This is a genomic window from Streptomyces sp. ME19-01-6 (assembly GCF_033793745.1).
In the GTDB taxonomy this organism is placed as follows: Bacteria; Actinomycetota; Actinomycetes; order Streptomycetales; family Streptomycetaceae; genus Streptomyces.
Genome location: NZ_JARAXF010000015.1, coordinates 167,648 through 190,173, shown reverse-complemented (window position 1 = coordinate 190,173; position 22,526 = coordinate 167,648). Strand labels below are relative to the sequence as shown.

Below are 22,526 nucleotides of genomic sequence, written 5' to 3'. Positions count from 1 at the left end.
CCGGAAGGGCGGGTGACTCATGACGCAGCCACCTGAAGGGCCGCGCGAGCTGGGGCGCACGGGCGTCTACGTACCGGCGCTCGGGCTCGGCTGCGCGCCGCTGGGCAATCTGTACACGGCCATGCCCGAGGAGCGCGCCATGGCCACCGTCCAGGCCGCCTTCGAGGCCGGATGCGCCTATATGGACACCGCGCCGCACTATGGGGTCGGCCTGTCGGAGGAGCGCCTGGGGCGCGCCCTGGCGGGCCGCGACCGTGCCTCGTACACCGTCTCCACCAAGGTGGGGCGCGCCCTGCGGCCCCGGAAGCCCGGGGAGCCGGTCGACGCCCAGGGGTTTGTGGGGACCCCGGACCGCGTCCGCGAGTGGAAGCTGACCCGGGACGGGATCCGCGCCACCCTGGAGTCCTCGCTGGACCGCCTCGGCCTGGAGAGCGTCGACATCGTCTACCTCCACGATGTGGAAAACCACATCCGCGATGTCTATGAGACCGCCTTCCCGGCCCTGGCCGAACTGCGCGACCAGAAGCTCGTACGCGCCATCGGCTTCGGCATGAACCACAGCGATGTACTCGCCCGGTTCGTGGCCGACCTCGACGTCGACGTGGTGCTGTGCGCCGGCCGCTGGACCCTTCTGGAGCGCACGGCCTACGACGACCTGCTGCCCGTGTGCGAGCGGCGCGGCACCTCCGTGGTGGCCGGCGGCGTCTACAACTCCGGACTGCTCGCCGACCCCGCCCCGGACGCGCACTACAACTACGAGCGGGCGCCCGCCGACATGCTGGCGCGCGCCCGGCACCTGGCCGCGGTCTGCGGCGAGTTCGGGGTACCGCTGCGCGCGGCGGCCCTGCGCTTCCCCTTCGGTCACCCGGCCGTGGCCGCGGCGGTCGTCGGCTGCGCCTCGCCCGAGGAGATGCGGGACAACGCCGAGATGTTCGGCCGCGACATCCCGGACGAGCTGTGGCGGGCCCTGGTGGACCGGGGCCTGCTCGACGAGGACGTCCCCCTGCCGATCGCCTCCTGACCGATTGCTCACAGTCCGACCGCCGACCCGCCGCCGATCCCGAGGAGCGCCCCGCCGTGCCGCGCATCGACGCCCACCACCACCTGTGGGACCTGGACCGCCGCGAACAGCCGTGGATGGACGGCCCCTGGGCCGACCCGATCCGCCGTACGTTCACCCTCAAGGACCTGGCACCGCACCTCGACGCGCACGGCGTCGACGCCACCGTCGTCGTCCAGTCCAGCTCCTCGCACGAGGAGACGCTCGAACTCCTCGCCACCGCCGAGGCGTCGGACCGCGTCGCGGGCGTCGTGGGCTGGGCCGACCTCACCGACCCCCAACTGCCCGATGTGCTCGCGGCCCTGCGCGCCGCGCCCGGCGGCGACCGCCTCGTCGGCCTGCGCCACCAGGTGCAGGACGAGCCGGACCAGCGGTGGCTGGACCGCCCCGACGTCCGCCGGGGGCTGACCCGGCTGGCCGAGGCGGACCTCGCCTACGACCTGCTGGTCACCCCGCGCGAGCTGCCCGCGGTCCTCGACGCCGTCCGCGAGCTGCCGGCGGTGCGCTTCGTCCTCGACCACGCCGCCAAGCCGTCCGTCGCGAGCGGCGCCCGCGACCCGTGGGACGGGCAGCTGGCCGCGCTGGCGGCCCTGCCGAACGTCGTCTGCAAGCTCTCCGGCCTGGTGACCGAGGCCGCCTGGGACTCCTGGCTCCCGGAGCAGGTGCTGCCCTACGCCTGGCATGTGCTGGACGCCTTCGGCCCCGACCGGGTGCTCTTCGGGTCCGACTGGCCGGTGTGCGCCCTGGCCGCGACCTACGACCAGGTGGTCGACCTGGCCGACCGCGCCACGCTCCGCCTCACGGAGGCGGAGCGGGCGGCGGTGTTCGGGGGCACGGCGGTCCGTGCGTACGGCCTGAACGTGCAGTGACCGCGTACGGCCTCGGCGCGTAGCGAGCGCGTACGGCCTGAAACCCTCGTCACAGCGTGGAGCGCAGCCACTGCTCCACGCTCGCGACGTGCACCGTCGCCCAGGACCGCGCCGCCTCCGCGTCGCGGTCCCGCAGCGCGCCCAGGATCGCCCGATGCTCGCGCAGCGTGCGGCTGACCGCGTCCTCCTGGGTCAGCCCGCGCCAGACGCGGGCGCGGGTGGTGGGTCCGGACAGGCCGTCCAGCAGCGAGCACAGCACCGAGTTGCCCGAGGCCTGGACGATGCCCCGGTGGAACTGCAGGTCGCCGGCGACCAGCTCCTCCACCGAGGGCTCCGGCCCGAGCGCGTCCAGTTGCGCGCCCAGCGCGTCCAGCGTGGCGTCGCTGATCCGGGCGCAGGCCTGTGCCGTGGCCGCGGGCTCCAGGATGCGCCGGACCGCGAGGAACTCCAGCACGGTGTCGTCCCGGTGGAAGTCGACGACGAAGCTCAGCGCCTCCAGCAGTAGCTGCGGGTCCAGGCTGGTGACGTACGTGCCGTCGCCCTGGCGCACGTCCAGGATCCGGATCAGCGACAGGGCGCGCACCGCCTCGCGCAGCGAGTTGCGGGACAGGCCCAGCTCGGCGGCGAGCTCGCTCTCCTTCGGGAGCCGGTCACCCGGGCGCAACGCGCCCGAGACGATCATGCCTTTGATCTTTTCGATCGCCTCGTCGGTGACCGCCATCATGGACCTCCCCGGGTCAGACATCCGATGTCTGCCTCCATTATGGCGCGCGGCGTCGCCTGCCCGCCGACGAGGGCGGCATGGCGTGCCGAACGGACCGGCGTCCCCTGCCGGGGTGGACGCCGGTCCGCTGACGATCACATGGTGCCGGGACGCGCTGTACGCGATCAGAAGGTGAACGGCCCCGGCGACTGAGCCGAGGTGGCGGTGCAGTTCACCGTGATGAGACCGAAGATCACCAGCTTCAGCGACTTGGCCTCGAGCTTGTCGCCGGCCGCGACCGTGCCCTTGAGCGGACCGGTGGTCACGTCGGACCCGGTCGGGATGGCCGGGTTGGAGCTGCCGGTGAACGTCGTGGTTCCGGAGCCGTTCTTCGAGAGGGTCAGTGTCGAGTTCACCGAGCCCGCCGGAACGTCGATGGGTGCCTTGATGGCGCCCGAGGACAGGGTGATGGTCGCGGACGTCCCGCTCTGCGTGGCCGTGAGCGTGGCCAGGCCGGAGCCGTAGGTGCCGCATTCGGCCGTCAGGGTCGCGGTGGTCGGGGTGACCGCGGTGGCGGTCGGCGCGAGCGCGAGCGCGCCCATGGCCATGCCCGCTGCTCCCAGTGCCGTGCCGATCCCGAGTTTCATGCGTCTCATGGGACTGCCTTCCGGTGTGGGGGAGGTGCCTGCCTAGCCGCGTCAGTGCTTGTTGCTTGTTGCCTTGAGCAGCGCACACGAGGCGCTGCGGGATCCCGGGCGCGCCCGAGGGCGCGTCGCTGCGTACGTGTGCGCGGTGCGGGGGGTGAGATCGCGCGGGGCTGCGGCTCGGGCCTCGCGCAGACCGCCACCGGTGCTGACTAACCGTCAGGTGGGGCGCTGTTATTGATGCGCGCGCCATCGAAGAACGCAAGAGCGATTCGTTGATTTTTTACTGGCGAGTCAGTTGACCGTCCCTGCGGAGAACTTCAAGGTGTCCTCACCCCATCGGCGACCGCGTACCGGGAGCCCGGGATCGCGGCGAGCAGTTCCTCGGTGTACGGATGGGAAGGCGAGCCGAAGACCTCCTCCGCCGGGCCGGACTCCAGCACCCGGCCGCCGCGCAGCACCGCGACCCGGTCGGCGATCCGCCGTACGACGGCCAGGTCGTGGGAGATGAACAGATAGCTCAGCCCCAGGTCGCGCTGGAACTCCGCGAGCAGGTCCAGGATCTGCGCCTGCACCGACACATCCAGCGCGGACACCGGCTCGTCGCACACGACCAGGTCCGGCTTCAGCGCCAGCGCCCGCGCGATCGCCACCCGCTGCCGCTGGCCGCCCGACAGCTCGGCCGGCTTGCGGCGCAGCGCGGAGCCCGGCAGCGCCACCCGCTCCAGCAGCTCGGCCGCGCGGGCCAGCCGCTCCTTGCGACCACCGACCCTGAAGGCGCGCAGCGGCTCGGTGATGATCTCGGCGACGGAGAAGCGCGGATCGAGCGAGGCGTACGGGCTCTGGTACACGATCTGCATCCGCTGCCGCAGCCGCCGCAGCGCCTCGCCGGACAGGCGCGTGATGTCCTGCCCGTCGAAGGACACCCGCCCGGCCGTCGGGGCGGCCAGCCGCACCACCATGCGCGCGGTGGTGGATTTGCCCGACCCGGACTCCCCGACCAGCGCGAACGTCTCGCCGCGGCCGATGCGGAAGCTGACGTCGCCGACGGCGCGCAGCGACCTCGCGTCGCCGCGGGCGCCGCCGCGCGGCAGCGGGAAGTCCTTGACCAGGTTCTCGACCACGACGAGTTCGCCCCCGGCCGCCCCGCCGACCTCCGCCCCCTGCCCCCCACCACGCGGCTCCGCACGACGGCCACCGACCAGCCGAGCCGAGAACGCGCGCCGCCCTGCGGCGCCGACCGCCGGCGCCGGGGGGTCCACCGGGCGGGCGCCGTCCGCCGGGCCGGGACCGGCCGCGCGGCCGGGCGCGCTGGCCAGGCTTGGCGCGCTCGCGAGGCTTGGCGCGCTGGCCAGGAGACGGCGCGTGTACGGATGGCGCGGGGACTCCAGGACGTCCCGCACCGGGCCCGTCTCGACGACCTCGCCTTGCGACATCACCACGATCCGCCGCGCGCGGTCCGCCTCCACGCCCAGGTCGTGCGTGATCAGCAGCACCGCGGTGTCCGACTCGCGGGTGAGCGTCTCGATGTGGTCCAGGATCTGCCGCTGCACCGTGACGTCCAGCGCGCTGGTGGGCTCATCGGCGATCACCAGCCGGGGGCGGGCGGCCAGCGCGATGGCGATCAGCACCCGCTGCCGCATTCCGCCGGACAGCTCGTGCGGATACTGCCGGGCCCGTACGGCGGCGTCCGGCAGCCCGGCCTGCTCCAGGATCCGTACCGCCTCGGCGCGCGCCGCGGCCCGGTCCGCCAGGCCGTGGATCTCCAGCACCTCGGCGACCTGGCGGCCGATCCGCTGCACCGGGTTGAGCGAGACCATCGGGTCCTGCGGGATCAGCCCGATCTCGCGGCCGCGCCGGGCGCGCAGCACGGCGTCGCCGGCCGTCGCCAGGTCGGTGCCGTCGAAGCGGATCTCGCCGCCCTCCAGCCGGCCGCCCGCGGGCAGCAGGCCGATGAGCGCGTGCGCGGTGGTGGACTTGCCGGAGCCGGACTCGCCGACCACCGCGACGACCTCGCCGGGCGCGACATCCAGGTCCACGCCGCGCACCGCGGGCAGCGTGTCCGTACGGGTGCGGTACGAGACGCGCAGGCCGCGGACCGACAGGAGGGGCGCGGGTGGGGTGTCGGCGGTCATCGCGACTCCGCCCTTTCCTCGTTGAGTTCCCCGTCGAGCGCGCGGGAGATCCGGTTGGCGGCCAGCACGGTGGCCGCGATGGTGAGGCCGGGCAGGGTGGTCAGCCACCAGGCCGTGGCGAGGTAGTTGCGGCCGCCGGAGACCAGGGAGCCCCACTCGGGGGTGGGCGGCTCGGCGCCGTAGCCCAGGAAGCTGAGCGAGGAGACGGCGAGTACGACGGTGCCGAACTCGACGGCCGCGAGGACCAGGACCGGCCCCGAGGCGCCTGGCAGCACATGCCGCAGGAGCACCGAGCCCCGGCGCGCCCCCGCCGACCGCGCCGCCTCCACGTAGGTGGCCTCGCGCACCCGCAGCACCTCCGAGCGCATGATCCGGGCGAAGCTCGCCACGCTGGTGACCCCGACCGCGATCGCCACCTTCACCGTGCCGAAGCCGAGCGCGGTGACCAGGGCGAGCGAGAGCAGCAGATTGGGGATCGCGAGGAGGACGTCGGCGACCCGCATCAGCGCGTCGTCGAGCAGCCCGCCCGCGTACCCGGCCAGCAGCCCCAGGCCCGAGCCGACGACCAGTCCGACCGCCACGGCCAGCGCGGTCGCCTTGAGCGAGAGCGCCGCGCCGTGCGCCACGCGCGAGAACAGGTCGCGGCCCAGCTGGTCGGTGCCGAACGGATGGTGCGGGCTCGGCGGCTGGAGCTTGTCGGCGGGGACACCGGACAGCGGGTCCTGCCCGGTGAACAGGCCGGGGAAGAAGGCCGCCAGAAGCACGCACACGAGCACCACCACCGACAGCACAAGGCCGGGGCGGCGCAGCCAGAACGTTTCGCGTATCGTGCCGGTCGTTTCGCTCATCGGGCCACCGCCGACGCCTTACGGGCCGTGGTGATGCGCGGGTCGAGCAGCGGATACACCAGGTCCACCACCAGGTTGGCGAGGACGACCAGCACCCCCGCCACGGTCAGCGGCGGGAGCGCGGCGTTGCGCGCGGCGTGCCCGAAGTGGACCCGCCGGCGGCTCGCGCCCTTGGCCGGCGCCGTCTCCACGTACGGCTCGGCGAGGGTACGCCGCAGGCTCTTGGCGAAGACCTGCGCCAGGACCGCCCCGGTCGGCAGGGCCAGGGTGATCGCGGGCAGTACGAGGCTGCCGACGCCCTCGTTGCCGATGGCCGGCAGCAACCCCCACCGGAACGACACCACCTGCACCAGCACCAGCCCGACCCAGAACGGCGGGGCGGACACGGCGAGCGCGGGCAGCGACAGCAGGGCCTGCCGCAGCCGGCGCCGACGGGTGTAGGTGGCGGCCAGCGCCACCCCCGCCCCGAACACGGTGGCCAGCAGCAGCCCCGCCCCGGTGAGCTGCAGGGTGGCGGGCAGCTGACCGGCGATCAGATGGCCGACCGGGTCCCCGCTCTGCACGGAGATCCCGAAGTCGCCGTGCAGCGCACCCCACAGCCGGGTGCCGTACTGCTCGATCAGCGGCTTGTCGAAGCCGTACGCCCGCTTCACCTCGGCGAGCTGCTCCTGGCTGATGTCATTGGTGTCGGCGCCGCCCGCGGCCATGATGGAGACCGGGTCGCCGGGCAGCAGGTACAGCACCACGAAGGAGGTGGTGAAGGCCGCCCACAGCACCAACACCGCTTGCAGCAGCCGATGCGCGAGATAGCGCGTCATCGTGATCGTGATCCTTCTGCTCGGTCCGGTCAGGAGAGCCAGGTGTCGTGGAACTGCAGCCGGGAGGACGCCTCGAAGTTCAGGCCGTGGACCTTCGGGGACAGCCCGAGCACGGTGGTCAGCTCGAACACCGGCACCTGATAGGCCTTGTCCAGCACGATCTCCTGAGCGCGGGCGACGTGTTCGGCGCGCTGGGTGGGATCGGCGGCCGCCGCCTCCTTGTCCAGCTCCGCGTCGAGTGCGGGGTCGTCGAGGCGGGAGAGGTTGAGCAGCTTGCTCGAGAAGGCGGTGCGCAGGATGTCCGGGTCCACGCGGGTCGTGTTGCCCCAGGAGTAGTCGTAGTCGCCCTTCTGCCGCACGGCGACGTAGTCCCCGATGGACACGGACTTCAAGGTGAGTTGTACGCCGATCTTCTTCAGCTGCTGCTGGATCAGCTCGAGCGCGGTCTGGTTGGGCCCGAAGTTCGTGCCCCAGACCACCTTCAGGGAGAGCTTCCTGCCGTCCTTGACCCGGACGCCGCCGGGCCCGGGCCGCCAACCGGCCTCGTCCAGCAGTTTCCCGGCCTTCGCCGGATCGAAGCGCAGCCGCGCGCCGAGGTCCCGGTATGCGGTAGTGGTGCCGGCCAGCGCGCTGGTCGCGGGCCTGTAGCGGCTGCTGAGGACGGTGTCGACGACCTCCTTGCGGTTGATGCCGAGCTGGATCGCCCGGCGGACCGCGAGCTCGGCTGAGCAAGGTGAAGCCGGTGCCCTTCAGCCCGTCCTCGTCCTGGGGCGCGACCCCGCCGATGGCATCGGCCTGGTCGGACTGGAGGCTGCCGGTGCGCACCCCGGATTCGGGCACGACCTTGAAGGAGAGCCGCTCCAGATAGGCCGGGCCCTTCTTGTGCCACAGCGAGGAGCCCCAGCGGTAGCCCGCGCGCCGGCGCTCCTCGACGGACTTGTTGGGGGTGTAGTCGACGAGTTCGAACGGGCCGGAGCCGATCAGGTGGTCCGTGCAGCGCTTGGTCGCGGGCAGCTGCACCGTCGACTTGGCGAGCAGCCCGAGCGTGAAAGTGGACGTGGCCTGCAGGAACTGGGCGTTGGGGGCCTTGAACCGGACCTTGGCGGTGTGCCGGTCGACGACCGTGGTGCCCTGGTAGCCCGCCAGATAGCTGGTGCCGAGGACGGCCTTCGCGCCGAGTCCGACGACGCCGTCGAAGTTGTCCTTGACCGACTGGGCGTCGACCGGCGTGCCGTCGCTGAAGGTGGCGTCGTCGCGCAGATGGAAGGTGAAGGTGGTGGCGTCCTTGCCGACCTCCCATGACTTCGCCAGCCAGGGCACGATCTTCCCGGTCTTCGGGTCCTGGTCGGTGAGCGAGTCGACCAGCTGCCGGGCCGGGTAGATGGCGTCGTTGTTCGCCACCTGCTGCGGGTCGACGCAGGTCGGGTCGGAGGAGAGGGCGAAGGTCAGATGGCCGCCCGAGTGTGGAGCCCCGCCCCGGAGCCATCGGCACCGGCCGAGGAGGAGCAGGCGGTGGCGGCGAGCGAGATCGCCGTGATGGCGGCGAACAGGGCGAAGCGACGGCGTGAGCCGGACATGGGGATACGTCTCCAGGAAGGCGAAGCGATGAGAAAGCGCGAAACGCGAAACGAAGCGATACCCGAAGCGAAACGCGAAAAGGAGGGAAAGGCCGGGCGGCGGTGAAAAGCCGTCAGGCCTGACAGATGGCGCTGGAGACGCGGTGCAGATCGATGTGCCGACGGGCGGAGAACCGGGCGCGGACCGCGCCGCGCGGGGAGACGTCCCTGGCGGTCAGCGGGCGGTGTGGCGCGTCGGAAGGCACCCACGGAACGTACCAGGCGCGATACCGGTCTGAGAAGATCCGGTTCGCCACCTGAGATGGGCGGATGGACGACGAGGGGGAGGCTCCGGAAGCGGAGCCTCCCCCTCGTTGGGGAACGTCAGGCCGTGCGGCGATCCAGCAGCTCCTGGACCCGGGCGCGCACCTCCTCGCTGTCCAGTCCACGGATCGTCAGGGTGGTGCGGCGGCGCAGCACATCGTCCGCCGTCTGCGCCCACTCGTGGTCACGGGCGTAGACGACCTGGGCCCAGATCTCCGGGGCGTCCGGGTGGATCCGCGCGCCGAGCGCCGGATCCTCGTTGGCCAGCCGCGCGATGTCGAAGGAGAGCGAACCGTAGTGTGTCGCCAGGTGGCGCGCGGTGTCCGCGGCCATGCGCGGGCCGGGGGTGCCGCCGTCCACCAGCAGCCGGTGGGCGACCGCGTGCGGGTTGGCCAGGCCCGGCAGCGGGACGTGCTTGGGCAGCTGGGATATGGGCTCCATGTCGTCCGCGAGCGGGTGGCCCGGCAGCTGCGCGAGCTTGTTCATCACGGTGCGACCGATGTGGCGGAAGGTGGTCCACTTGCCGCCCGCGATGGAGAGCATGCCACCGCGGCCCTCGGTGACGACCGTCTCCCGCTTGGCCTTGGCGGTGTCCCCGGGCCCGCCGGGCAGCACCCGCAGCCCGGCGAAGGAGTAGGTGATCAGGTCGCGGGAGAGCTGCTGGTCCCGGATGGAGAAGGCGGCCTCGTCGAGGATCTGGGCGATGTCCTTCTCGTTCACCCGGACGTCGGCCGGGTCGCCCTCGTACTCCTCGTCGGTGGTGCCGAGCAGCAGCATGTCCTCCCAGGGGAGGGCGAAGGTGATGCGGTACTTGTCGATCGGGGTGGCCAGCGCCGCTCGCCACGGTGCGGTGCGCTTGAGGACCAGGTGCGCGCCCTTGGAGAGCCGGATGGACGGGGCCGCGTTCGGGTCCTCCATCGCGCGCAGGTGGTCCACCCACGGGCCGGTGGCGTTCAGCACCAGGCGGGCGTTCACCCCGAACTCGGTCCCGTCCAGGCGGTCCTTGAGCTCCGCGCCGGTGACCCGGCCGTCGGTCTTCCGCAGCCCCACCACCTCGGCGTGGTTGAGCACGGTCGCGCCCGCCTCGACCGCGGCCCGCACCGTCATCAGGGCCATGCGGCTGTCGTTCATCTGGCCGTCGCCGTAGACCGCGACCGCCTTGAGGCCCTCGGTGCGCAGCTCGGGGACGTCCCGCGCGGCCTTGTCGGGGCTGATGACATGGCCGACGCCGTCCCGGAAGGCGGAGAGGGCCGAGTAGGCGAACACGCCCGCGCCGAGCTTGGCCGCGCCGTGCGGGCCGCCCTTGTAGACCGGCAGGTAGAAGGTGAGCGGATTCGCCAGGTGGGGGGCGACGCTGCGGGAGACAGCGCGCCGCTCGAAGTGGTTCTCGGCGACCAGCTTGACCGCGCCGGTCTGCAGATAGCGCAGCCCGCCGTGGAGCAGCTTGGAGGAGGCCGAGGAGGTGGCGCCGGCGAAGTCGCCGGCGTCCACCATGGCCACCCGCAGTCCCGACTGCGCCGCATGCCAGGCAGTGGTGATGCCCAGAATGCCGCCGCCGATCACCAGGAGGTCGTGCGTTGCCTTGGACAGCTGTTCCCGGGTTTCGGCGCGGCTCGGCATCGAACCGGCAGCCGGGTGCGTCCCGAGGGCCGGGACGCATCGCAGGGTGGTCATTTCTTACTCCTCGTCTTCGATCCAGCCCATGGTCCGCTGAACGGCCTTGAGCCAGTTCTTGTACTCGCGGTCGCGGGCATCCGCGTCCATGCGGGGGGTCCACTCGGCGGCGCGGCGCCAGTTGGCGCGCAGCGCCTCGGTGTCCGGCCAGAAGCCGACGGCGAGACCGGCGGCGTAGGCGGCGCCGAGGCAGGTGGTCTCGGCGACCATCGGCCGCACCACGGGCGCGTCCAGGACGTCGGAGAGCGTCTGCATCAGCAGGTTGTTGGAGGTCATGCCGCCGTCGACCTTGAGCGCGGTGAGCTCGACGCCGGAGTCCTTGGTCATCGCGTCGACGATCTCGCGGGTCTGCCAGGCGGTGGCCTCGAGTACGGCGCGCGCGATGTGCGCCTTGGTGACGTACCGGGTCAGACCTGTGATGACGCCGCGCGCGTCGTCCCGCCAGTAGGGGGCGAACAGACCGGAGAAGGCGGGCACGAAGTAGGCGCCGCCGTTGTCCTCGACCGAGCTGGCCAGGGTCTCGATCTCGGCCGCGCTGTTGATCAGCCCCATCTGGTCGCGCATCCACTGCACCAGCGAACCGGTGACGGCGATCGAGCCCTCCAGGGCGTAGACCGGCTTCTGGTCGCCGATGCGGTAGCCGACGGTGGTCAGCAGGCCGTTGTAGGAGTTGACGGGCTTGCCGCCGGTGTTCATCAGCAGGAACGTGCCGGTGCCGTACGTCGACTTGGCCTCGCCCTCGGAGAAACAGGTCTGGCCGAAGAGGGCGGCCTGCTGGTCGCCGAGCGCGGAGGCCACCGGCACGCCCGCGAGCAGGCCCTCGGCGGTGTTCCCGTACACCTCGGCGGAGGAGCGGATCTCGGGCAGCACGGCCGCCGGGATCTCCATGGAGGACAGGATGCGCTCGTCCCAGTCGAGGGTCTGGAGGTTCATCAGCAGGGTGCGGGAGGCGTTGGTGACGTCGGTGACGTGCACGCCTCCGTTGGTGCCGCCGGTGAGGTTCCAGATCACCCAGGAGTCCATGGTGCCGAAGAGGATCTCGCCGGCCTCGGCGCGCTCGCGCAGCCCCTCGACGTTGTCGAGCAGCCAGCGGATCTTCGGGCCCGCGAAGTACGAGGCGAGCGGCAGGCCGGTCTCCCGGCGGAACCGGTCCTGGCCGACGTTGCGGCCGAGCTCCCGGCACAGGGCGTCGGTGCGGGTGTCCTGCCAGACGATGGCGTTGTGCACCGGCTCGCCGGTGTTCTTGTCCCACAGCAGCGTGGTCTCACGCTGGTTGGTGATGCCGATCGCCTTCACATCGGCGGAGGTGATGCCGGCCTTGCTGATGGCCCCGGCGACGACTTCCCGGACGTTCTCCCAGATCTCGGTCGCGTTGTGTTCGACCCAGCCCGGCTTGGGGAAGATCTGCTCGTGCTCCTTCTGGTCGACCGAGACGATGCGGCCGTCGCGGTCGAAGACGATGCAACGGCTCGAGGTGGTGCCCTGGTCGATGGCCGCGATGAACGGGCCGGTGGAGTGGGTATCGGTCATGGTGTGCGGCTCTCCTGCGCGTCAAGAGGGGGTGGGATGGGGTTAGGGCTAGGCGAAGGCGATCTTGTAGATGCCGCCGGCGATGGCGCCGCCGATGAGGGGGCCGACGACGGGGATCCAGGCGTAGCCCCAGTCCGAGCCGCCCTTGTTGGGCAGCGGCAGGAGGGCGTGGGCGATGCGGGGCCCGAGGTCGCGGGCCGGGTTGATGGCGTAGCCGGTCGGTCCGCCGAGGGAGAGGCCGATGCCGACCACGACGAGTGCGGTGATCAGGACACCGATGACACCCAGGCCCTCACCGTCCCCGTTCAGGCCCTGGGTGAGGATGGCCAGCACCAGCACGGTCGTGGCGATGATCTCGGTGGCCAGGTTCTGCACGGTGTTGCGGATCTCGGGGCCGGTGGAGAAGATGCCGAGCACCGGGCCGGCGTCGGTCTTCGCCTGGGTGTCGGCCTTGGCCGTGTCCTGCGCGCCCGGCCCGCCGACGATCTCGTGGTCGGTCAGGTGGGCCTGGAAGTGGCCCAGGTAGGCGACCCACACCAAGGTGGCGCCGATGATGGCGCCGAGCATCTGACTGAACAGATAGAGCGGTACGTCGCTCCACTTGGTGCCGCCCTCGATCGCGAGGCCCAGCGTCACGGCGGGGTTGAGATGCGCCCCGGACAGGGGCGCAGAGATATACGCGCCGGTCAGCACGGCGAAGCCCCACCCGAAGGTGATGGCGAGCCACCCCGCGCCGAACGCCTTGGAGCGCTTCAAGACAACGCCGGCGACGACACCACCGCCGAGCAGGATGAGTACGGCGGTACCGATGGTCTCGCCGATGAAGATGTCGGTGCTGGACACCCGCGACTCCTTTGTCCTTCGTCCAGATGGACACCGGGAAGCGCCGTACCACGGGGATCAACCAATGGCCCGAGCCCCCTCGGTGAGGGCTGGTCGGCCCGCGGCGAGTCACACCCTAGCGAATATTGTCGTCAGATGTTCGACAATGCCGACCGACGAACGGCAGTTTTCTGCACGGTGAAGGCTGAGGTCAAGGGTCGTGTGACCGAAAACTCGTATCGGGGTAAGCAGGTGCGAACCGACTGGTACCGGCCGGTAACTCTCAGAAGCGGCTGGCGCCCAGATCGCGGGAGACGGCCCGCGCGCAGTCCCGCACCGCGGCGATCAGATCGGAGCGCAGCTCGCCCTCCTTGCACACCCGTTCCACCGCGCCGGTGACGCCCACCGCGCCCACCGGCATCCGCCGCCGGTTGTGGATCGGGGCGGCGATCGACGCCACGCCCTCCCAGGTCTCCTCCACGTCCGAGCCCCAGCCGCGCGCCCGGGTCAGGTCCAGGACGGACTCGAAACCCGTCATGGAGGTCACCGTGCGGGGGGTGAACGCCTCGCGCCCGGCCTCGGCCGCCTCGCTGTGCGCCACCGGGTCGTACGCGGACAGCACCTTGCCCAGGGCCGTGGAGTGCAGCGGCTGCATCGCGCCGACCTCCAGCACCTGGCGGCTGTCGTCGGGGCGGAAGACGTGGTGGACGATGAGCACGCCCTGCTGGTGCAGCACGCCCAGATACACGCTCTCCCCGCTGGAGCGCGCCAGGTCGTCGGTCCACACCAGGGCGCGGGCGCGCAGCTCGTGCACGTCCAGATAGCTGTTGCCCAGGCGCAGCAGCTCGGCGCCCAGCTGATAGCGGCCCGACGCCTCGTCCTGCTCGACGAAGCCCTCCTGCTGGAGCGTGCGCAGAATGCCGTGCGCGGTGCCCTTGGCCAGCCCCAGCGAGGAGGCGATGTCGGACAGCCCCAGGCGGCGCTCGCCCCCGGCGAGCAGACGTAGCATCGCGGCAGCTCGCTCGAGCGACTGGATGGTCCGTGCCATCGCGCACCCCTTCTGACGCTGCGGTTCGACAATGCTGAACACTATCGGTCCATGCCGACCCGGCGGTACAGCGGGGAAAGGGTAAACGATCAAAGCCCCTCGTCGGCGGCGCCCCTCCCGCCCCACACGAGATGTCCCGCCACGTGGAACACCCCTCGCCGAGAGCTTCCCGGCGGCTACCCTGGCCTGGTGCGCCCTCCGCCGAGGAGGGCGCAAAGCCGACAGCCGTCGCACTCCAGGGAGCTCACCCATGGCCTCGCATACGCCTACGTCCGTATCCACCGACTCCGCCGACCGGGTCCGCGCACTCCGCGAGGCCCTCGCCACCCGGGTGGTGGTCGCGGACGGTGCGATGGGCACGATGCTCCAGGCCCAGGACCCCACCCTCGAGGACTTCCAGCAGCTCGAGGGGTGCAACGAGATCCTCAACATCACCCGCCCCGACATCGTCCACTCGGTCCACACGGCGTACTTCGAGGCCGGCGTGGACTGCGTGGAGACCAACACCTTCGGCGCCAACCACTCGGCGCTGGGGGAGTACGAGATCTCCGACCGGGTCTTCGAGCTGTCCGAGGCGGGCGCCCGGGTCGCCCGCGAGGTCGCGGACGGCTTCGCGGCCGACGGCCGCCCCCGCTGGGTGCTCGGCTCCGTGGGCCCCGGCACCAAGCTGCCGACGCTCGGCCACGCCCCGTACACCGTGCTGCGCGACGCCTACCAGGCGAACGCCGAGGGCCTGATCGCCGGCGGCGCGGACGCGCTGCTGGTGGAGACCACCCAGGACCTGCTGCAGACCAAGGCCGCGGTCCTCGGCGCCCGCCGCGCCCTGGACGCCTCGGGGACCGACCTCCCGGTGATCTGCTCGGTGACGGTGGAGACCACCGGCACCATGCTGCTCGGCTCGGAGATCGGCGCGGCGCTCACCGCGCTGGAGCCGCTGGGCATCGACATGATCGGACTGAACTGCGCGACCGGCCCGGCCGAGATGAGCGAGCACCTGCGCTATCTGGCCCGCCACTCCCGTATCCCGCTGTCCTGCATGCCGAACGCCGGCCTGCCGGTGCTGGGCAAGGACGGGGCGCACTACCCGCTCACCCCGGGCGAGCTGGCCGACGCCCAGGAGACGTTCGTGCGCGAGTACGGGCTGTCGCTGGTCGGCGGGTGCTGCGGCACCACGCCCGAGCATCTGCGCCAGGTCGTGGAGCGGGTCCGCGAGCTGACCCCCACCGAGCGCGCGCCGCGCCCCGAGCCCGGCGCCGCTTCCCTCTACCAGACCGTGCCGTTCCGCCAGGACACCTCGTATCTGGCGATCGGCGAGCGGACCAACGCCAACGGCTCGAAGAAGTTCCGCGAGGCCATGCTGGAGGGCCGCTGGGACGACTGTGTGGAGATGGCCCGCGAGCAGATCCGCGAGGGCGCCCACCTGCTCGACCTGTGCGTGGACTACGTCGGCCGGGACGGCGTCGCCGACATGGAGGAGCTGGCCGGCCGCTTCGCCACCGCCTCCACCCTTCCCATCGTGCTGGACTCCACCGAGGTCGACGTCCTCCGCGCCGGCCTGGAGAAGCTGGGCGGCCGCGCGGTCATCAACTCCGTCAACTACGAGGACGGCGACGGCCCCGACTCGCGCTTCGCCAAGGTCACCCGTTTGGCTCAGGAGCACGGCGCCGCGCTGATCGCGCTGACCATCGACGAGGAGGGCCAGGCCCGCACCCCAGAGAAGAAGGTCGAGATCGCCGAACGGCTGATCGCCGACCTGACCGGCAACTGGGGCATCCACGAGGCGGACATCCTCATCGACACCCTGACCTTCACCATCTGTACCGGTCAGGAGGAGTCCCGCAAGGACGGCATCGCCACCATCGAGGCGATCCGCGAGCTCAAGCGCCGCCACCCGGACGTGCAGACCACGCTGGGCCTGTCGAACATCTCCTTCGGCCTGAACCCGGCCGCCCGCATCCTGCTCAACTCCGTCTTCCTCGACGAGTGCGTCAAGGCGGGCCTGGACTCGGCGATCGTGCACGCCTCCAAGATCCTGCCGATCGCCCGCTTCGACGAGGAGCAGGTACGTACCGCCCTCGACCTGATCTACGACCGTCGCTCCCCCCAGCAGGGGGACACACCGGCCTACGACCCGCTGCAGAAGCTGATGGCGCTGTTCGAGGGCGCCACCGCCAAGTCCCTGAAGGCCGGCAAGGCCGAGGAGCTGGCCGCCCTGCCGCTGGAGGAGCGCCTCAAGCGGCGCATCATCGACGGCGAGCGCAACGGCCTGGAGGCCGACCTGGACGAGGCCCTGCGGGAGCGGCCCGCTCTGGACATCGTCAACGAGACCCTGCTGGACGGCATGAAGGTCGTCGGCGAGCTCTTCGGCTCCGGGCAGATGCAGCTGCCGTTCGTCCTCCAGTCCGCCGAGGTGATGAAGGCGGCGGTGGCCCATCTGGAGCCGCACATGGAGAAGACCGAGGACGGCGAGGAGGCGGGCAAGGGCACCATCGTGCTCGCCACGGTCCGCGGCGACGTCCACGACATCGGTAAGAACCTCGTCGACATCATCCTGTCCAACAACGGCTACAACGTGGTCAACCTGGGCATCAAGCAGCCGGTCTCGGCCATTTTGGACGCCGCGCAGGAGCACCGCGCCGATGTGATCGGGATGTCCGGACTGCTGGTGAAGTCCACGGTGATCATGAAGGAGAACCTGGAGGAGCTCAACCAGCGCAAGCTCGCGGCCGAGTATCCCGTCATCCTCGGCGGGGCGGCGCTGACCCGGGCGTATGTCGAACAGGACCTGCACGAGATCTACGAGGGCGAGGTCCGCTACGCCCGTGACGCGTTCGAGGGCCTGCGGCTGATGGACGCGCTGGTCGCCGTCAAGCGCGGTGTGCCGGGCGCGTCCCTGCCCGAGCTCAAGCAGCGCCGGGTGGCCAAGCGCGCGGCGGCGGTGGCGGCGGCGACACCCGAGCATCTGGCGGGGCCGGTCCGCTCCGATGTGGCCACCGACAACCCCGTGCCCACCCCGTCCTTCTGGGGCAGCCGCGTGGTCAAGGGCATCCAGCAGGCGGACTACGCGTCCTGGCTGGACGAGGGCGCGCTGTTCAAGGGCCAGTGGGGCCTGAAGCAGGCCCGTACCGGCGAGGGGCCGAGCTACGAGGAGCTGGTGGAGACCGACGGCCGGCCGCGGCTGCGCGGCTGGCTCGACAAGCTGCACACCGAGAACCTGCTGGAGGCGGCCGTCGTCTACGGCTACTACCGGTGTGTGTCCAAGGGCGACGACCTGGTCCTCCTGAACGAGGACGGCAGCGAGCTGACCCGCTTCACCTTCCCGCGCCAGCGCCGCGGCCGGCGTCTGTGCCTGGCGGACTTCTTCCGCCCGGAGGAGTCCGGCGAGACCGATGTGGTCGGGCTGCAGGTCGTCACCGTCGGTTCGAAGATCGGCGAGGCCACCGCCGAGCTGTTCGCCGCCGACTCCTACCGCGACTACCTCGAGCTCCACGGGTTGTCCGTCCAGCTGGCCGAGGCGCTCGCCGAGTACTGGCACGCCCGGGTACGCGCCGAGCTCGGCTTCGCGTCCGAGGACCCCGAGGACGTCGCCGACATGTTCGACCTCAAGTACCGCGGCGCGCGCTTCTCCCTGGGCTACGGGGCCTGCCCCGACCTGGAGGACCGCTCGAAGATCGCCGACCTGCTGCGCCCGGAGCGGATCGGGGTCAAGCTCTCGGAGGAGTTCCAGCTGCACCCCGAGCAGTCCACCGACGCGATCGTCATCCACCACCCGGAAGCCAAGTACTTCAACGCACGGTAATGCCTCGGCCGCGCTGCGCGGCGCCCGGTGGGCAACCGCCGGGCGCCGCGCAGCGGGCCGTCGTACACTGGTCGATCCGGTAGAGGCCGGTCGTCTTCCGCATCGTGAAATCACGACATCGCGATATCGCGGAAGGCGGCCGGCCTTCGTGCCCCTCGCCCGGAGGTGATTGGATGACCAGCAGCATCCCCGCCGTCGACACCCGTACGGCCGAAGGCTCCGCCCTGCAAGCCGTCCTGCTCGACATGGACGGCACCCTGGTCGACACCGAGGGCATCTGGTGGGACACGGAGGTCGCCATCTTCGCCGAGCTCGGCCACGCGCTCGCCGAGGAGTACCGCCAGGTGGTCGTCGGCGGCCCCATGACCCGCAGCGCCTCCTTCCTGATCGAGGCCACGGGCGCGGACATCGCGCTCGCCGAGCTGACCGGGCTGCTGAACAGCCGCTTCACCGAGCTGCTCAACGGCACCGTGCCGCTGCTCCCCGGCGCCCGCAGGCTGCTCACCGAGCTGGCCGCGCACGGTGTGCCCACCGCGCTGGTCTCGGCCTCCCACCGGCGCGTGATGGAGGCGGTGCTGCGGTCGATCGGCCCGGAGCACTTCGCGCTCACGGTCGCGGGCGACGACATCGGCCGGACCAAGCCGCACCCGGATCCGTATCTGTTCGCCGCCGCGGGGCTGGGCGCGGACCCGGCGCGCTGTGTGGTGGTGGAGGACACGGTGACCGGGGTGACGGCGGCGGAGGCGGCCGGGTGCCAGGTGGTGGCCGTGCCGTCGCTGGTGACGATCGAACCCGCCGTGGGGCGTACGATCGTCGGCTCGCTGGAAGAAGTCGACGTTCCGTTTTTGCGCACTCTGATCACCGGAATGCACTGATCGCGCACTGAGCGTATTTCGGTAAAGGGCAGGCCGAGAAATGGACTGCCCTAATTCCGCTTACCTCGCGGCGCGACCGGAAAGTGATGTTTCTCACCGCGCCCGCCGACGAGAGGGTGGAGGTGCTCTGCTTCGGGTCCCGTCTGGCCTGATTTGCGTGGACCTATGTGTCCGGATTGATGGCATGCCACATGAAACGTGACGGCGTCCGGATATCGGTGAACCGTTACATGTTATCGGGGCGTGATAACGCCTCAACTTCGTTGTGTTCCAGTAGGGCTGGCGCCGCGGACTAATCTCTTCGCGAGTAGTTGATCGATCGCAGGGAGACTCCCGAGAATGAACCGCAAGTCGCTGGTGCTGCCGGTCCTGGCGGGCCTTATGACCTCCACGCTCGCCGCGTGCGGCGGTACTGACGGCGCAGGCTCGGACGACGGCGCGATCGTCGTGGGGAGCACCGACCGCATCGAGGCGTCGAAGGTGGCGACCGCGCCGCTGGACCCGGCCCAGGCGTACGACTTCGGCTCCTGGAGCGTGTTGCACAGCACCTTCCAGACGCTGATGAGACTGCCCCGCTCCGGGACCGACCCCATCCCTGACGCCGCCGAGCAGTGCGGCTTCCAGGACCGGCAGAGCGAGCAGTACCGGTGCAAACTGCGCGAGGGGCTGAAGTTCTCCAACGGCCACGATCTGACCTCCGCGGATGTGAAGTTCTCGCTGGAGCGGGTGCTGCGGATCAAGGACCAGAGCGGGGTGTGGTCCCTGCTGTCCAACGTGGACAAGGTGGAGACCCCCAACGACCGCGAGGTCGTCATCCACCTCGCCACCCCGGACGCGACGTTCCCCTCCAAGCTCACCACGCCCGCCGCGGCGATCCTCGACAGCGAGGTCTACCGGAAGGACGCGGTGCACAAGGGCTTCGACATAGTGGGCTCCGGCCCGTACACGGCGAAGACCGAGGTGCAGGGCAACCGGCTGACGAAGGTGGTCTTCACCAGGAATCCCCAGTACCAGGGCGACATCCAGCTACGCAGCGACAAGGTCGAGATGCGCTTCTTCGACGACGCCAAGACCATGGAGCAGGCGCTGACCAAGGGCGACGTCGACGTCGTCAACCGCGGCTTCTCACCCGAGCAGATCGAGCGGCTGGACACCGGCGAGGTCAAGGGCATCCAGCTGCAGGAGACCTCCGGTCAGGGCATCCGCTACCTCGTCTTCGACACCTCCGCCCCGGTGGTGAAGAACAAGGCCGTGCGCCAGGCCATCGCCCACATCGTGGACCGCCAGGCCCTGGTGCGCGATGTGTACAAGCGGACCGCCGAGCCGCTCTACTCGATGGTCCCCAGCAACATCTCCTCGCACACCAACTCCTTCCACAACGAGTACGGCGACCCGGACGTCGGCGCCGCGCGCGATCTGCTGGAGCAGGCCGGCATCGACACCCCGGTGCGGCTGACGCTGACGTACACCACCGACCACTACGGCCCGGAGACGGCCCAGGAGTTCAAGAAGCTCCAGGCCCAGCTCAACGCCAGCGGCCTGTTCTCGGTGAGGATCAAGGGCGTCAAGTGGACCGAGTTCCGCCCGGCCGTCCCCAAGCGGGAGTACGCCGTCTACGGCATGGGCTGGCTGCCCGACTTCCCGGACCCGGACACCTACATCGCGCCGTTCCTCACCAAGGACAACTGGCTCAACTCCGCCTACCACAACAAGACCGTCCAGGATGAGCTGATCCCCAGGACCCGGCAGGAGTCCCAGCGGGCCCTCGCGGTCAAGGACCTCCAGCGGATCCAGGACATCGTCGCGAGCGATGTGCCGTATCTGCCGCTGTGGCAGGGCAAGCAGTACGTGGCCGCCCGCGAGGGCATCGTGGGAAGCGAGTACCTGCTCGACTCCTCGACCATGCTCCAGCTGTGGGAGCTCGGCCGCGCCGACGACAACTGAGCCCGGCCGGACCCCGGGCAGCGACAAGGACAGCGACGAGGGCCGTATCCCGGACCGCCAGGCGGCGGCGGGGGATACGGCCCTCGGCATATGCCGGTGCGTCTTGGGGTGTCTCGGGGTGTCTTGAGGCATCTTGGCGCGAAGGCGCGCCGTGGTGTGCGCAGACGCACCTCGGCGCGAACCGGGGGCTCGCGCGCTACTGCGCGCCGGGGCGCACCAGCCCGCTCTCATACGCGTAGACGGCGGCCTGTACCCGGTCCCGCAGCCCCAGCTTCGTCAGCACATGCCCCACATGGGTCTTCACCGTCGTCTCGCTGACGAACAGGTCCGCCGCGATCTCCGCGTTGGACAGCCCCTTGGCGACCAGCTTGAGGACCTCCACCTCGCGCTCGGTGAGGGTGTGCAGCGTGTCCGGCACCGGCTCCTCGCCGGACGGCAGATGCCCGGCGTACTTGTCGAGCAGCCGCCGCGTGATGCTCGGCGCCAGCATCGCCTCGCCCGCCGCCACCACCCGGATCGCCTGTACCAGCTCATGGGCGGGCGCGTCCTTGAGTAGAAAGCCGCTGGCCCCCGCGCGCAGCGCCTCCACCACGTACTCATCGAGGTCGAAGGTGGTCAGGACCAGCACCTTGGCCGGGCCGTCCCGGCCCGGGCCGGTGATCTGCCGGGTCGCCTCCACGCCGTCCATCCGCGGCATGCGGATGTCCATCAGCACCACGTCCGGCTGCAGCGCCCGCACCTGGTCCAGGGCCTGCAGACCGTCCCCCGCCTCGCCGACGACCGCGAGATCCTGCTCGGCCTCGAGAATCATCCGGAAGCCGGTGCGCAGCAGCGGCTGGTCGTCGACCAGTAGGACGCGGATAGCCACAGGTTCTCCTTCGCTGGACCGCTAGACCTGCCCCATTCTGCCGGACTGCGCGGGCACGGTGTCCGGCGGATAAGGCGGGGGAGTCCCACCGAATTCCGGGCAATGCGCCTGGTGGTCGCACCAGCCGCACAGCTTGGTCCGGCGCGGCAGGAAGACGCCGGTCTCCATCGCCTGCGAGATCGCCTCCCACAGGGCCCGCACCTTGCGCTCCACGCCCAGCAGGTCCGACTCGTCCGGGTCGTACGTCAGCACATCGCCGCTGCCCAGATAGACCAGCTGCAGCCGGCGCGGAACCGCTCCCCGCAGCCGCCACAGCACCAGGGCGTAGAACTTCATCTGGAACAGCGCGTCCGCCGCGTACTGCGGTGCGGGCGCCTTGCCGGTCTTGTAGTCGACGATCCGCACTTCGCCGCTCGGCGCGACGTCCACCCGGTCGATATAGCCGCGCAGCGTCAGCCCGGAATCCAGCCGCGTCTCCACATACAGCTCCCGCTCGGCGGGCTCCAGACGCGTCGGATCCTCCAGCGAGAACCACTGCTCGACCAGCCGCTCGGCATCCGCCAGCCACCGCTCCAGCCGCTCCGGGTCCTCGGTGCCGTCCTCCGTACGGAACAGCTCCGTCAGCTCCGGCCGCGCCTTCAGCAGCCGCTCCCACTCGCCCGGCACCATCGAGCGGGCGCGCGGGGCGGTGCGCTCGGCGGCCGGGTCGTCGAACAGCCGCTCGAGCACCGCGTGCACCACCGTGCCCCGGGTCGCGGCGGCGCTCGGCTTCTCCGGCAGTTTGTCGATCACTCGGAAGCGGTACAGCAACGGACACTGCATGAAGTCCGCCGCGCGCGACGGCGACAACGACGGCGCTGACGGAGACGCTGGCGGCGGCACGGCGGAAGGCCGACCGGACTTCGGCGTCCGATCGGCCCGTTCGGCCTTCCCGGTGGAGGTTCCCATGGCGCAGACCCTACGGCCCGCCACCGACAGCCGGACGCATACCATCGACGTCCGAGGTCCT

18 protein-coding genes and 2 pseudogenes are annotated in these 22,526 nt (G+C 70.9%); 5 read left to right on the top strand and 15 right to left on the bottom strand.

The window, feature by feature from the left end; all coding sequences use genetic code 11:
- Positions 1-19: 19 nt before the first annotated feature.
- The gene (locus tag PV419_RS29595; RefSeq protein WP_319694161.1) at positions 20-1,021 is read left to right on the top strand and encodes an aldo/keto reductase; all 1,002 of its coding nucleotides are present in this window, start codon (positions 20-22) and stop codon (positions 1,019-1,021) included.
- A 56-nt stretch (positions 1,022-1,077) separates the two neighbouring features.
- Positions 1,078-1,929 (top strand): amidohydrolase family protein, encoded by an 852-nt coding sequence (locus PV419_RS29590; RefSeq protein ID WP_319694159.1) that lies wholly within the window; start codon positions 1,078-1,080, stop codon positions 1,927-1,929.
- A 49-nt stretch (positions 1,930-1,978) separates the two neighbouring features.
- Here PV419_RS29590 and PV419_RS29585 read toward each other — a convergent pair whose 3' ends face one another.
- The 13 genes and pseudogenes from PV419_RS29585 to PV419_RS29530 all read right to left on the bottom strand — a co-directional run bounded on the left by PV419_RS29585 (position 1,979) and on the right by PV419_RS29530 (position 14,031).
- On the bottom strand, positions 1,979-2,650 hold the full coding sequence (locus PV419_RS29585; protein WP_319694209.1) for a FadR/GntR family transcriptional regulator: 672 nt from the start codon (positions 2,648-2,650) through the stop codon (positions 1,979-1,981).
- 167 nt (positions 2,651-2,817) lie between these two features.
- Positions 2,818-3,288 (bottom strand): hypothetical protein, encoded by a 471-nt coding sequence (locus PV419_RS29580; protein ID WP_319694157.1) that lies wholly within the window; start codon positions 3,286-3,288, stop codon positions 2,818-2,820.
- A gap of 308 nt (positions 3,289-3,596) precedes the next feature.
- Positions 3,597-5,411 carry an ABC transporter ATP-binding protein gene (locus PV419_RS29575; protein WP_319694154.1) on the bottom strand — a complete coding sequence of 605 codons (1,815 nt, stop codon included), beginning with the start codon at positions 5,409-5,411 and terminating at the stop codon, positions 3,597-3,599.
- Entirely contained in the window at positions 5,408-6,259 is an 852-nt protein-coding gene (locus tag PV419_RS29570) for an ABC transporter permease (RefSeq protein WP_319694153.1), read from the bottom strand. Before PV419_RS29570 ends, PV419_RS29575 begins: the two co-directional genes overlap by 4 nt.
- The gene (locus PV419_RS29565) at positions 6,256-7,077 is read right to left on the bottom strand and encodes an ABC transporter permease (protein ID WP_319694151.1); all 822 of its coding nucleotides are present in this window, start codon (positions 7,075-7,077) and stop codon (positions 6,256-6,258) included. The genes PV419_RS29570 and PV419_RS29565 overlap by 4 nt, the downstream gene beginning before the upstream one ends.
- 29 nt (positions 7,078-7,106) lie before the next feature.
- A pseudogene (locus tag PV419_RS53420) lies at positions 7,107-7,784 on the bottom strand (ABC transporter substrate-binding protein); the annotation flags it as partial.
- 94 nt (positions 7,785-7,878) lie between these two features.
- Positions 7,879-8,397, bottom strand: a pseudogene (locus PV419_RS53415) (ABC transporter substrate-binding protein); the annotation flags it as partial.
- A 125-nt stretch (positions 8,398-8,522) separates the two neighbouring features.
- The gene (locus tag PV419_RS29555) at positions 8,523-8,654 is read right to left on the bottom strand and encodes a hypothetical protein (RefSeq protein ID WP_319694150.1); all 132 of its coding nucleotides are present in this window, start codon (positions 8,652-8,654) and stop codon (positions 8,523-8,525) included.
- A gap of 113 nt (positions 8,655-8,767) precedes the next feature.
- Positions 8,768-8,899 (bottom strand): putative leader peptide, encoded by a 132-nt coding sequence (locus tag PV419_RS29550; RefSeq protein ID WP_319694149.1) that lies wholly within the window; start codon positions 8,897-8,899, stop codon positions 8,768-8,770.
- Positions 8,900-9,017: 118 nt separating this feature from the next.
- Positions 9,018-10,631, bottom strand: a complete 1,614-nt coding sequence (locus PV419_RS29545; RefSeq protein WP_319694148.1) for a glycerol-3-phosphate dehydrogenase/oxidase — start codon at positions 10,629-10,631, stop codon at positions 9,018-9,020.
- A 3-nt stretch (positions 10,632-10,634) separates the two neighbouring features.
- Positions 10,635-12,161 (bottom strand): glycerol kinase GlpK, encoded by a 1,527-nt coding sequence (gene glpK / locus PV419_RS29540; protein ID WP_319694146.1) that lies wholly within the window; start codon positions 12,159-12,161, stop codon positions 10,635-10,637.
- Positions 12,162-12,209: 48 nt separating this feature from the next.
- Positions 12,210-13,004, bottom strand: coding sequence for an MIP/aquaporin family protein (locus tag PV419_RS29535; protein ID WP_319694144.1), 795 nt, complete (start codon positions 13,002-13,004; stop codon positions 12,210-12,212).
- A 262-nt stretch (positions 13,005-13,266) separates the two neighbouring features.
- The gene (locus PV419_RS29530) at positions 13,267-14,031 is read right to left on the bottom strand and encodes an IclR family transcriptional regulator (RefSeq protein WP_319694143.1); all 765 of its coding nucleotides are present in this window, start codon (positions 14,029-14,031) and stop codon (positions 13,267-13,269) included.
- 250 nt (positions 14,032-14,281) lie between these two features.
- Between PV419_RS29530 and metH the strand changes: the two genes are divergently transcribed.
- From metH to PV419_RS29515, 3 genes are all read left to right on the top strand, one after another.
- Positions 14,282-17,830, top strand: a complete 3,549-nt coding sequence (metH, locus tag PV419_RS29525; RefSeq protein WP_319694141.1) for a methionine synthase — start codon at positions 14,282-14,284, stop codon at positions 17,828-17,830.
- A gap of 173 nt (positions 17,831-18,003) precedes the next feature.
- Positions 18,004-18,705, top strand: coding sequence for an HAD family phosphatase (locus PV419_RS29520; protein WP_319694139.1), 702 nt, complete (start codon positions 18,004-18,006; stop codon positions 18,703-18,705).
- A 339-nt stretch (positions 18,706-19,044) separates the two neighbouring features.
- Positions 19,045-20,649, top strand: a complete 1,605-nt coding sequence (locus PV419_RS29515) for an ABC transporter substrate-binding protein (RefSeq protein ID WP_319694138.1) — start codon at positions 19,045-19,047, stop codon at positions 20,647-20,649.
- Positions 20,650-20,845: 196 nt separating this feature from the next.
- On the opposite strand, the gene PV419_RS29510 is transcribed toward PV419_RS29515, so the two are convergent.
- The gene (locus PV419_RS29510) at positions 20,846-21,517 is read right to left on the bottom strand and encodes a response regulator (protein ID WP_014181038.1); all 672 of its coding nucleotides are present in this window, start codon (positions 21,515-21,517) and stop codon (positions 20,846-20,848) included.
- A gap of 21 nt (positions 21,518-21,538) precedes the next feature.
- A complete protein-coding gene (locus PV419_RS29505; protein WP_319694137.1) occupies positions 21,539-22,510 on the bottom strand; it encodes a RecB family exonuclease in 972 nt (323 codons plus the stop codon).
- Positions 22,511-22,526: the final 16 nt, after the last annotated feature.